This is a genomic window from Catenovulum sp. SX2 (genome assembly GCF_052056295.1).
GTDB lineage: Bacteria > Pseudomonadota > Gammaproteobacteria > Enterobacterales > Alteromonadaceae > Catenovulum.
Genome location: NZ_CP182493.1, coordinates 3,150,130 through 3,162,211, shown reverse-complemented (window position 1 = coordinate 3,162,211; position 12,082 = coordinate 3,150,130). Strand labels below are relative to the sequence as shown.

Here is a 12,082-nt window from a genome sequence, read left to right as displayed (position 1 = left end):
TTATTGTTCTAATGAATTAACATCGTCTGCGGAAATTTTGTTTAACAACACTTCATAGACAGCTGTTAATGTGCCATGTTTGGCTATCAAAATTTTGTCGGCGACTTCACGTACCACACCCTGTCCACCTTTTGCTTTTGTGATAACGCCAGCTGTTTCTATTACCAGCTCATGCGCGTCCACCGGAGCAAAACTTGCACCACAAAGACGCATAACAGGTATATCCAGAACATCATCACCAACAAAGGCTATCTGCTGCAAACTAATATTAAGCTCATTGCAAATTTGTTTAACCCGAGGTAATTTATTTTTACAGCCAGTGATCACATAATCAAAACCTAAACCTTCGCATCTTTTATTTAGTGCCGCACTGGCCTTGCCAGATACCACGCCAGTTTTAATACCATGACTTCTTAGCAACTCAATAGCTAATCCGTCTTTTACATTAAATTTTTTAAAGGCTTCGCCAGATGAATCAATGTAGATACCGCCATCAGTCATTACGCCATCTACATCAAATAGAACAAGTTCAATATTTTGCATATTAACCCAATTTAGATTCTAAAAACGGGCGCTTATGTGCGATTTGGTCTAACTCAAGTAAAGTTTCCAGCATTTCTTCCATATGTTTTAACGGGATCATATTTGGACCATCACTTAATGCAACTGACGGATTAGGATGCGTTTCCATAAATACACCATCAACACCTACTGCAACAGCAGCTCTCGCTAGTACTGGAACCATTTCTCGCTGGCCACCAGAAGTTGTTCCCAGACCACCTGGTTGCTGCACTGAATGAGTTGCATCGAAAACCACCTTGCAACCTGTACTTCTCATTACCGGTAAACCACGCATGTCGGAGACTAATGTATTGTAACCAAACGAGGTACCACGATCACATAGCCAGATATCTTTATTTCCGACCTCATGGCATTTGTTGACGACTTGTTGCATATCCCATGGAGCCTGGAACTGGCCTTTTTTAATATTGACCGGCTTACCCGCTCGCGCTACTTTTTGAATAAAATTGGTTTGGCGCACTAAAAATGCAGGGGTTTGCAAAACGTCGACCACACTGGCAACTTCATCAATTGGTGTATCTTCGTGGACATCCGTTAAAACACGTAAACCTAATTCTTTTTTAACTTTCGCTAAAATCTCTAAGCCCTTCTCCATGCCCGGACCACGAAAACTACCAGTAGAGCTGCGGTTCGCTTTGTCAAAGCTAGATTTAAAAATATATTCCATACCCAGTTTTTGGGTTAATTCTTTCATATGGCCTGCAACTTCAAAAATCAATTCTTCTGATTCGATAACACATGGGCCTGCAATTAAAAACATCAAAACTACCTCAAACTTTAATTTTATTAACGACTTGATTCACTAACAATAAATTAACTGACCTATTATAATAGCGACTACAAAAAGCCTATTAGTATTCCAAAGCGTTTGTAGGGTTAGGCTTTTTATTTTTTTTCACACGCAAAAACCCTTTTAGCTTCAATGCATTTTTTTCAATGTAATTCCATGAAGCAAAGGCAAAAATAAATGTCACAAAACTAGATAGGATTATCATCGTCATTATACTTTGAGGTTGAAAAACAGATACTATTGCCTGCTGTACAGGAAATGCATAAATATAAATTCCATATGAATAATCACCCAATTTATTAAAATTTAAGATATACCCTTTTGGCAAATACGCCACACATAATACAATATAAGCCAGAGTTATATGATAACATAACAAAAACACACTTTTGTTTACCACGGTGAGTAAAACTAACAATATTAGAATTAGAAAACACCACTCAAGCTTGAGTTTTACTTTCTCCTTTAAAACATAAAACGTAGCTCCAGCAAAAAACAATTGTAAAAATCGCAAAAAACCATCGCCAGAGCCAAGAGACAAACCAATATGTGAAATAAAAAAATCAGGGTAGGAATAATTAAGTATCAGTACAGATGTGACAAAAAGCGTCGCTAAGGCAAACAGCACTCCTCGTGCATCCAACTTTAATAATTTAGATATTGTAATAGTCACGAACCCAAATATACCTAAAAGTATGTACATCCATATTTCGTAAGGTAAAGTCCATAATGAACCATTTACGACATTTTCCACAGGAAGATCTGAAAAAACACCTGGCAACTCTCTTTTAACCCCGAAAACTAATGTACAATTCCTTAAAATAAATTCCAATACTTCATTACTTTTCATATATTCGACGAACCCTAATTCAGAAAAAATAGGTCCGATGATAAACACACAAAATAATACAGAAATGATTAAAGCAGGGAAAATCCTTAAAACACGTGCCCATATAAATGAAATTACACTGTCATTTCTAAAAAAACTACCAGCAATAAGAAAACCACTAGTAACAAAAAAGACATCAACCCCTACCGCTCCCCAAGATTTACCGACTAATTCCTGTAGCAATGAAATGCTATTCCCGGGACCAGACATCAAAAAGTAACTATGACTGATTAAAACCATAAAAGCAGCCAAAAAGCGTATTAAGTTAAAATTATTATCCCTAGACTTAGCAAGATTTGAGAGTAGATCATTGTTTTGCATGTTAACCCTATTATGTTTAAAGCATTTCTTACGTCTAAATAACTAAAATTTTCTGAAGCTAATTTAACGTGTGGACTCTGCTTTTTTCCAAGTTGTTATTTTTTTCCCAGTAATTGACAAATACCAGCCTAAAAATGCTGCAAAATTAACAGCAATGAAATAGACGACGATATTACCTATTTTTCCAAATTTATTGTCTAATATATTTTTTGTTATAATATAACTATATACGTAAGCAAAAATTTGGAAAACTGTGAGAGTTAATATTACATCAGAGTAAAATGATAGATATGCACTTGATATTAAAAAACAAAACATAGGTACAAATGAATACCAACGTAAAACCTTGTGTGAATAAAGCTTTATCAAATCGAAATAAGAGAACGTTGCAACTATCTCCTTTTTCATATTTCTAAATGTGTTGAAGGATCTATTGCTAATTCTTATCTTTCTGTAAAACTCTTCGTCCCCCCTTTCAGCGCCCTTTTCATAAGCTTTGATTTCCGTTGAGAAAATTAACCTCTGATTCTGGCAAATAACCCCGACTGAAGTCGAAAAATCATCCAAAACATTGATATCGAGCTGCCTGTAGTAATTAGTTTTTATTGCAAAAATAGAACCATCGGCTCCCATCATCGAACCAGTATCAGATTCAAGTTTCTTAATACTCTCTTCATACCGCCAGTACAACCCATTCGAATACGCAGCACCTGGCTCGAAACTATTGACATAAGTAAGCTGCCCAGCGACCCCACCAACATTGCTGGCGGCTAATGCTTTAACTATGTTCATAAGCGCTTTATCGTCAAGCATTACGTTGGCATCAGAAAATACAGTAATGTCTGTGCGTATTGTTGGCATTAACTGATTAATCGCGTTGGTTTTACCCTTGCCGTCCTTCACATCAAATACACTAATTAGTCCAGGAAATTTTTTTGCATATTCAGTTGCGATTTGGCCAGTTGCATCATTCGAAGTATCATTTAACACAATGATAGAAGTTAACTCTTTTGGATAGTCTAAACTAAGATGGTTTTCTAGTTTCTGTGCAATAACAGCTTCTTCGTTATGCGCTGGGATTACAATTGTGACGGTTTTTTTTTCAAAAATATTGTCCGAAGCAATTTCTTTATCACCCAAACTGCTTAGTTTTTTTACTATATACAGTACGCAAGGGTATGCGATATAAACGTAGAACAAGATTAAAAACGATATCACTGCAACTAGCTCAAAAATCAATCTCATCTAAACAAACTCCTTATAATGAGAGATCATACTTTCTACATTTTGGTCCCAATCATAGTTATCCACGACTCGTTTTCTAGCGTTGTTTCCTAGGTTATTCCGAAGAGCTTTGTCTGCAACCAGAGTCTTTATTTTGTCAGCTAAATCGCTAGGGTCTTCTTTTCTAGCAACCAACCCAGTGACACCATCAACTACAACTTCCGGCAGCCCACCTACATTCGATACAACACATGGGACAGCACAAGCTCCAGCTTCAACGGCAACAACACCAAAACTTTCACTATCTAACCTTGAAGGCACAACAAAAATATCAAAAGAATTTATAATACTTGGTAAGGTATCGTTGTCTACCCAACCAACAAAATTAATTTTTTGATATACACCAAGTGCTTTAGCGAGATTAACTAATTCGTCATACTTAGGCCCATCACCAACTATGTCGAGGGTTATATCACTATATTCTACTTGAGTTAATAGCGCAAAAGCTTCGATCAAATTATCAATGCCATATTTGTGATCCAGAACCTTTACCACACCCAATCTAACTGATTCTTTGTGCCCTTTTTGCATCTCGGGCCTAAACTTAACCAAATCGACACCAAACGGAATCACATGAATTTCGCCATTGAAAAAATTAGACGTTTGTTTTTTCATACAATGACTGGTTGAAAAAATACGGCTAGCTTTCTTTAAAGAGCGTCCAAGCAAATATTTAGTAAACTTATTATTTGGAAAGTCATATACATCACTCCCCCAAACCGAAAGTAAGTACTCAAAACCACTATTAGCAGCAAGAGTACCATAGCCGCTTGCGTAATGTGCATGGATGATGTCCGGGCTTTCCTGCTTGACCAGTTTCCTAAATTCAAAAGTATTTAGAAAGTACCCTTTAGAGCCTTTATATTTAAGTTGATGAAAGCTTACATCTGAAGATAATCCCGATATTAGGGTGTGTTGAGATACTAGCAATATGCGGATACCTCGTTTTGACAATGCGTTACACCACCTTATTGTGTGGACTGATTCAGCGCTTGATAGGACTATTAATTTCATTTGAATGTTCCTACAATTCTAATAATTTTTTTCATAAATAGGTATAAATTAAAATTCCATCTAGAGTTCAACACCCTTGAAGCAGCCTGCTCTCTCAACGAACTGTAATAACCCGTATACCCAGTGGCCATAGGCTCTATTCTACTATTCAATATTTCTTTAAGTGTTTTTGGATCCTTTTGAATTTTTCGAATTACAAAATTCTGGAACTCCATGCGCTCTGGCTCATGATTTAGCATAGACAATAGCGTATCTCTGATAGATACGCTCGCTGTAATCCTCCAAGCTGATTGATACAGTATAGGAGAGCTTCGATAATCAAAGTGTGCAACGGGAACGCCATAAGCCATAGCTTCAATCGATACAGAGCTTGGGGTCGTGACTAAAAAGTCGACTTTAGACATCAAATCATTAAAGTTTGAACTCGTGTCGTTCCGAAGTCCTTCGCCATTAATTTGTGCCATAAGGTCTTCATCAAATATCCTAAGAACTACTACGTCAAATACGTTTTCAGCTTGTGAAATTACTGAATTGATTAACTTTACTAATTCCCGTTTTTCATCATTATTAAAATATGGGGCGTTTGCCGTTGTAATTAATAGAACACTCGAACTAACACCTTTTCTTTTCACTCTACTCGTCAAACTTTTTTCCATCCTATTAGGTATATATGAAAAGTATTTAATACCGGGGTTTTGATATTCAAGAAACTCTTGACTTCCATCATTGAGCCCCAGTATAACCCTTGCAGGAATGGGATCATATAGAGCCAAACCTCTCTGAAGATGTTTGGGGTTATAATAGGCATTAGTCCAGTCGTATAAGCCATCTTTTATAACAATAGTTAACTTCCCAGCAAGCATTTGCTCTAACATTAAATATTGATTAACTAGATTAATAGTGTTGATGCAGATAACAACGTCAAACGATGTTAATTCGCTGTCTCTTAATAAAAGTTGACCCGAATATACTAAATCAAATTCATCTAAACTTGACACATCAACTATTTTAATCACTTCCTCAAAAGGGTCTAAAAAAAGTATTTTCTTTGTTTTTTGCATATAGCATAACCAACAACATTATTTGGTAAACGAGCATCCCTTGGGCAGAGTTCAAAGAAGTCGTAATAACACAACATATGAAAAGTACACTGGAGTCACTTTTATCTGGGAGCTTAAGAAGGTTATATAATAAAATGACTATAATCACACTACCGACTAATATCCCAAAGTTAAAAATAAGCATAAACAATAGTGAAGACGCACTACCAGCAATCGAACTAAAAGGTAGATAAGTATCACTTAAAGGCCCCATCCCCAAATAAAGCCTATTGTTTTCGAGCATAAACCTAAATAAGTCTAAAACAGTGTTTAATCTTGGGTTATATCCTTCACTTCCCAAATATACAATCGCTTCGAGTGCGGCTTTTAGCTTGATCAACGGGTCATCAAGATAGTCAACCCCGATTCTGGAATAATCCAATATAGCCTGAACAACAAAATGTACTATAGCTAGAATAGCGATATACAAAACTAATCTTCTAGACGCACTTAATGAAAGAGATAAATAAAAAAGAAAAGTAGAAAAAGTCACTATAATTAAGATCAAAGAACCACTAAGTGACATACAAGTTAACGCAATCAATAAATCTACAGGCCTTTTGTCACGTATGCTACGTATAAAAAACCAAGACACGAATAAAGACAACGCAGAGGGTTCAGATAGAAGAGCATGAGGCCGAAACAAACCGTATCCATCGTCTGCTAATACATATATGCCAGATGAAAAGTGGATCCCCCATGAAGCAATCACTAAGATTAAAGACACTTTGATAAAGCGATAAAACAAATCGTAAAACTGTTGGAGGCAATCATATTTTTTTACAAATAAAAAGAAAAAGTAAGTCACAATAACATATGTAAAAAATAGTAATGTTGAAGCAAAACTAGATGCCAAATAATAGGGGCGATTGAGGAACGTATCACCTAAATATATCAACAGAATTACTAGCAACAAGCTAATAATTAACGTTACCTTTTTTAATGGTAAAACATTCTTTTGGAGTAAAATAACAATTAATAACGGGTAAAAGATCAAATGACTCCTAAGAAAAAACTCACCCTTTGCACCAAAATCAACATTCGCAAAAAATATTGGCACTAGATACAAAAAGATAATAACTGGCTGGAGCCTATAAGCAATCATCACTCATAACCGAATAATTCAAAGTCTTCTCTATAAACGCGCTTTAGTTTCTCAATATTGCTTTCATCAACCTGCAGCTCAGTTTTTTGTTTTGTCCTGTTTGAATGAGAGAGCTGTGTATCTAACCTCAATTTATTCATTAAATTGAAAAAGTCTTGTTCAATTGATTCAAATTTTCCAATAAAATCAGCTCTCACTTTGCCTTTATTATCCTTCAAATAATAAGCTTGAGGAACGAAATGCTCCTTTTTATTAATGTTTCTTGAGTCAACCCAATCTTCTATAAAATGATTTACATCAACATACTTAGACATCACGCTTTCAGAAAAGCATTGATCTCCGTGACTTGTTCCCCCTTGTTTCAGAAAGGAGTAAGCAGACAAGAACCTATCAATAGGGTGCCTGACAAATGCAAAAATAAAACTTTCTTCGAAGTGTTTCTGGTCATAATATAAATAGTCTTTCACCGAATAATGTCCAGGCTTATCATCCCCATAAACAGCTAAAGCAACACTTTTTCCAGCAGCTTTTGGGATATGAATAAATATGTAGTCTTTGTCTAACACAAACGGTTTATAGATGCATGTCCTTTTTGATTTCCCATATACAAAGCGGCTTAATGCTCTCCTCTCTGGATAAGTGATTAAACTCTTAGCTATTGCAGATATTGCCTGTTTCATAGACTGTGACCTAATGACATTTAGTGTTGTTGTTAAAAGAGCCTTTAAAATGATGAAGCATTAAGACTACGACTAGAGCAAACACCCCTCCCAAGAAAGTGATTACAATACAAATAATAGCTCTATTAGGGAAAGATTTTTCTTCTGCAACCTTTGCTGGGACTAAAGTTTTTAATACATATTCAGAACTGCTTTCAGCAAGCATAAGAGTTTGGGTTTGGCTTTCAATCATTTTGTAGAATACAGAATGCATTTCAGTCAAATTGGTCTCCGCTATCTTTCTCTGTAAATATTCTACGTTTTGCTTAGCTTCTAGAGTATCTAAGCGTTGGAAGTAAAGGTTCAGCTCTTTTTTCAGCAATACTACCCACTCATACGCTAAATCAGGAGAATAGAACTCTAACGCAATCGTCACCAAGCCAGATTTAGAGTCGAGTTCGATAGAAAGCATATCCCTGAATACTTGATAGGTCTCAAAGCTAGTTGGCTCACTGCTTTCGCCATCCTTTATCATCCACTCTCCATTTATTGGGTTATATTTATCGAGATCGTAAATCAACTCGTTGTTAACTTGATCAAACCCTTCTGTAGCCATTATCTTTGCTTTTAATTCATGCTTATTAACGAATGTCTCTATAAATGGCCAACTGCGGCCAAGTAAAATTGCCTGCTCCATACGGCTACTTTCTTGGTTTACATTAACTCCGGCCAACGCAGCTAATCCACCAAAACTAGAAGATATTCCAGCAAGTCCTCCACCTGAATTGGCTTGAGTAGACACCAACACTGTATGAGATTGATAACGGTTAGGGATCAGTAAAGCGACGAAAACAGATATGCTAGCAAACAACAATGTCATAACAATTATCTTGATGCGTTCACTCCATAATATATCCCATAGTTGATTCAGGTTGACAGTTTCAATCACGAACGGTTTGCAGTTATCGCGTAATTCGTCATCTAACTTTTCGTCATTACTTTCAGAGCTATGGCTTAAATGGTTGCTCATCGTATATACTCCCAACTTACAACGCTGCGACAGCTGCAACAGCTACAGTAGATTGATAAATAATACCCGTAACTTCTTTCCATATGGTTAACGAAGGTACTGGGTCTACATTTGTTGGTACAACTATGGTATCGCCTGGCTCTACAGCATCATCAAAACTAAACCAGCCTATATTTGATACCACTCTACCATTGGCTTTTATTATGTAAGCATCAGAAGTTTCAGCTAATTGGTTATAACCACCTGCCGCGGCAACATAGTCCTCTAAACTCCAACCGGCTTTATATATTTGCGCGGTAGGTGCGTATACTTCGCCAATAACTGATACAGCTTGGTTTATAGTTGGAATAATTAGTACGTCACCGTCGCGTAATTGTACCGACTCTTCAATATCTAATAACTGGTCGCGATTTATTATCATACGGCCAGTCGCTTGAGTCGCTTGCAATTGATCTAACAAAGCTAGAATGGTATCTGCATTACCGGCTTCACCTGAATTAATTTGCGTTGAAACTAATTCACGACGCAGCTTTTTCTCGGCTTCGTCTAATAGTTTTTGTTCTTTAGCTTTTAAGTAGCTGCGGGTAAATATTGAAGCATCTAAAAATGCATCACCAGTAAAGCCGCCTGCTCGTTTTATTAACTGAGCTAAGGTTTCGCCTTTGTTAATTGTGTAGTTGCCCGGGAACTTAAATTCGCCCATTAAGGTAACTGTTTCATGGTCACGCCACTCTGGTATTTTTTTAACCAGTACTGTATCGCGCGGTTGTAGTTGGTATTCTTCTATACTGGTTGTGGTTAGGTCTATGGTTTCTAATATAAATTCAGACGAGTCAATTAAGTTTGAGTCAAAGCGGCTGATATTCATTTCGTTTAAATAACTGGCTTCGGTATAACCACCAGCAGCATCTACTAACTCAGCAATAGTCATGTTTGATGAAAGCGGGTAAGTACCCGGAAAACGTACTTCACCATTTATATTTACCAATAGTTCACGGTTTTGTTTGTTGTTTTGCGCTTTTATTTGTGCAACTAAATCAGCAATTGCTTCAGCGCGCGATGCGTTTTGGGCAAACACATATAGTTTGTCTTGCGGTTGTAGTTTTAGGCTTAAGTCTTGTGCATTGCGCATACTGAGTGTTTCAAACTCAAATCTGTCTAGCAGGTAGTTGCGGCGTTTTAGCAACATGTAATCTAAATCAGTTTCTAGTTTTATGTCGTGTGCGGCTAATAATAAGTCACCTACTGTCATATCTGTTGCTAACGGAAAGTACGCCGGAAATTTTACATTACCTGTTACTTGTACAATATTGGCTGGTTCGCCGTTACGTGTTTGTTGTTGTAACTCTAACAATGCACCGGCTAAGTCACCAATTTGACCGCTACGCGATTCGTTACTTGAAAATACAAATAATCTGTCTTCTGCTTTTAGCTGAATGTTTTTGGTACTGCTCCTGGTTAAGTCTATTTGTTCAAACCAAGTACGTTTGGGGTTGCGATTACGGCGTTGTAGTAATGCAAATTTTAAGTCGGTATCAATTTTATAATCGTATGCTGCTTGCAGTAGTTGTTCTACCGTCATGCTATTGGTAAGCGGATAACTACCAGAAAATTCAACATTACCTGTAATTGAAACTACTTTTGCGGGCTCGGTTGCGCGCGCTTGAGATCTTAATTGTGCAAGTACGTTAGTTAATTCTCGTGATTGGTTTGCACCAAATATATATACTTTGTCGCGCGGTTGTAAGGTGATATTGTCTGCACTGTTACTATTTTCGAATACTTTACCTAACGAAAATTGCATTGCGCTTATGGTACGCAGTGGTTGTTGTTCTCGCACCACTATTGAGTACATTAAATCTGGTTCGGCTTTTAGGTCTTTTATATTGTTTATTAAGTCGCTTATACGTAAACCTTTACGCCATGAAAATGCACCTGGGCGTTGTACGTGGCCTTCTATCGACACTACATTTTCGCGCGAGTCGAGTATTGAATATACTCGTACTACGTCACCATTGGTTAGCTTTTGTTGTTTACGGTTATTTTGGGTGAGATCTAGGTCTATTACTGTGCGTTCACCTTGCTTAGAGATACGCTCAATTTTTGATGCTTTTGGATATGCAGTTGCTAAATAACCACCGGCTAGTTGTATTACTTCGTCTGCTGTTTCTTCGCCTTTTAGTTCATATATGGCTGCACGTTTTACTTCGCCATCTACACCAACTGTAGCGCCTACTGGTGGAATAAATACTACATCGCCTGGTAGTAGGTTGGTGTCGTTAGAGGTATCACCCTTTAACAGTAGGTCGTATAAGTCGAATGTAGTTACTACACGGCCTTTTCGTTTTAATTGTATTTGTCGTAATGAACCAACCTCAGTTATACCACCTGACACAAATAACGCATGGGTTATGCTAGATAAACTGCTTACTGTGTAGGCACCTGGTTTGTATGCTTCGCCCAATACAAATATACGAATTGAGCGTAATGCGCCCATAGTTACATTAGCTTTTGCGCCTATTACTTTTTGTTCTATTTGTTGGTTTATAAAGTTTTTAAATTCGGTAAAACTCATGCCTACTACTTGTAGTGGGCCGGTTTCTGGCATGGTTATTGTGCCGTTTCTGTCTACTGCTAGTTCGTAGCTTTTATATTCTTTACCAAATAGTTGTACTTTAATGGTGTCGCCTGGGCCTATTACGTATTCGCTTGGTACAGGTACGTCGGTTGCGGGTGCAAAGGTAGATGGGCTGCCGGCAAATAGTTCGTAACCAAATGGTTTTAATACTCGCGCTTTTTTGCCTTGTTGTTTTGCATCACCGTCTGACTTTAAGCCAGTGCTGCTAGACAAACCTTTATCAATTTCAGTAACTACAGCATCATCTACTGAACGGGCAGTCACTACGTTTGGATTCGTTACTTTCTCGTCATTTACGCTTTGGTTTATTTCGTTTAGGTTTATACCATATTGCGCTGCTAATGCTTGTTGTTGCGCTTTTGGTAGTTGTTTGAATTGTGCGATTTGTTCTTGTGATGGCGCTGCTGCGTAGGTGGTTTGTACCAAGCTAATACCAGCTGCTAAAGCGAAAATTTTGGCAAGCATGAACTGCTTCATGTTTTGTTTTTCCCTATCCGAAACGTCAATTTAACATTTTGTTAAATTGCTTTTTAATAACTTTAAACTCGTCTAACGTCTATGTGTGTATTTTTACACTTATAATTGTATGTTCTTTTTTAGGCGTTGTTTATAGCGCGCTAATATAACAAAACTATGAATGGTTGCGAATTAATTTTTGTTGGTAGGCGGT

The 12,082-nt window shown here is 37.1% G+C and carries 10 protein-coding genes; all 10 read right to left on the bottom strand.

Annotated features, from left to right (window positions below):
- A complete protein-coding gene (locus ACMZOO_RS13150) occupies positions 1 to 543 on the bottom strand; it encodes a KdsC family phosphatase (RefSeq protein ID WP_440903793.1) in 543 nt (180 codons plus the stop codon).
- A gap of 1 nt (position 544) precedes the next feature.
- Entirely contained in the window at positions 545 to 1,342 is a 798-nt protein-coding gene (gene kdsA, locus ACMZOO_RS13145; RefSeq protein ID WP_440903792.1) for a 3-deoxy-8-phosphooctulonate synthase, read from the bottom strand.
- A gap of 91 nt (positions 1,343 to 1,433) precedes the next feature.
- Positions 1,434 to 2,582 carry an acyltransferase family protein gene (locus ACMZOO_RS13140; protein WP_440903791.1) on the bottom strand — a complete coding sequence of 383 codons (1,149 nt, stop codon included), beginning with the start codon at positions 2,580 to 2,582 and terminating at the stop codon, positions 1,434 to 1,436.
- Between the two features lie 63 nt (positions 2,583 to 2,645).
- Positions 2,646 to 3,827 carry a glycosyltransferase gene (locus tag ACMZOO_RS13135; protein WP_440903790.1) on the bottom strand — a complete coding sequence of 394 codons (1,182 nt, stop codon included), beginning with the start codon at positions 3,825 to 3,827 and terminating at the stop codon, positions 2,646 to 2,648.
- Positions 3,828 to 4,880 (bottom strand): glycosyltransferase, encoded by a 1,053-nt coding sequence (locus ACMZOO_RS13130; protein ID WP_440903789.1) that lies wholly within the window; start codon positions 4,878 to 4,880, stop codon positions 3,828 to 3,830.
- Positions 4,877 to 5,941 (bottom strand): hypothetical protein, encoded by a 1,065-nt coding sequence (locus ACMZOO_RS13125; RefSeq protein WP_440903788.1) that lies wholly within the window; start codon positions 5,939 to 5,941, stop codon positions 4,877 to 4,879. Before ACMZOO_RS13125 ends, ACMZOO_RS13130 begins: the two co-directional genes overlap by 4 nt.
- On the bottom strand, positions 5,901 to 7,088 hold the full coding sequence (locus ACMZOO_RS13120; RefSeq protein WP_440903787.1) for a hypothetical protein: 1,188 nt from the start codon (positions 7,086 to 7,088) through the stop codon (positions 5,901 to 5,903). Before ACMZOO_RS13120 ends, ACMZOO_RS13125 begins: the two co-directional genes overlap by 41 nt.
- Entirely contained in the window at positions 7,085 to 7,765 is a 681-nt protein-coding gene (locus ACMZOO_RS13115; RefSeq protein ID WP_440903786.1) for a sulfotransferase family 2 domain-containing protein, read from the bottom strand. Before ACMZOO_RS13115 ends, ACMZOO_RS13120 begins: the two co-directional genes overlap by 4 nt.
- Positions 7,766 to 7,775: 10 nt before the next feature.
- Positions 7,776 to 8,774 carry a Wzz/FepE/Etk N-terminal domain-containing protein gene (locus ACMZOO_RS13110; RefSeq protein ID WP_440903785.1) on the bottom strand — a complete coding sequence of 333 codons (999 nt, stop codon included), beginning with the start codon at positions 8,772 to 8,774 and terminating at the stop codon, positions 7,776 to 7,778.
- Positions 8,775 to 8,790: 16 nt separating this feature from the next.
- Positions 8,791 to 11,889, bottom strand: a complete 3,099-nt coding sequence (locus tag ACMZOO_RS13105) for an SLBB domain-containing protein (protein ID WP_440903784.1) — start codon at positions 11,887 to 11,889, stop codon at positions 8,791 to 8,793.
- Positions 11,890 to 12,082 lie beyond the last annotated feature (193 nt).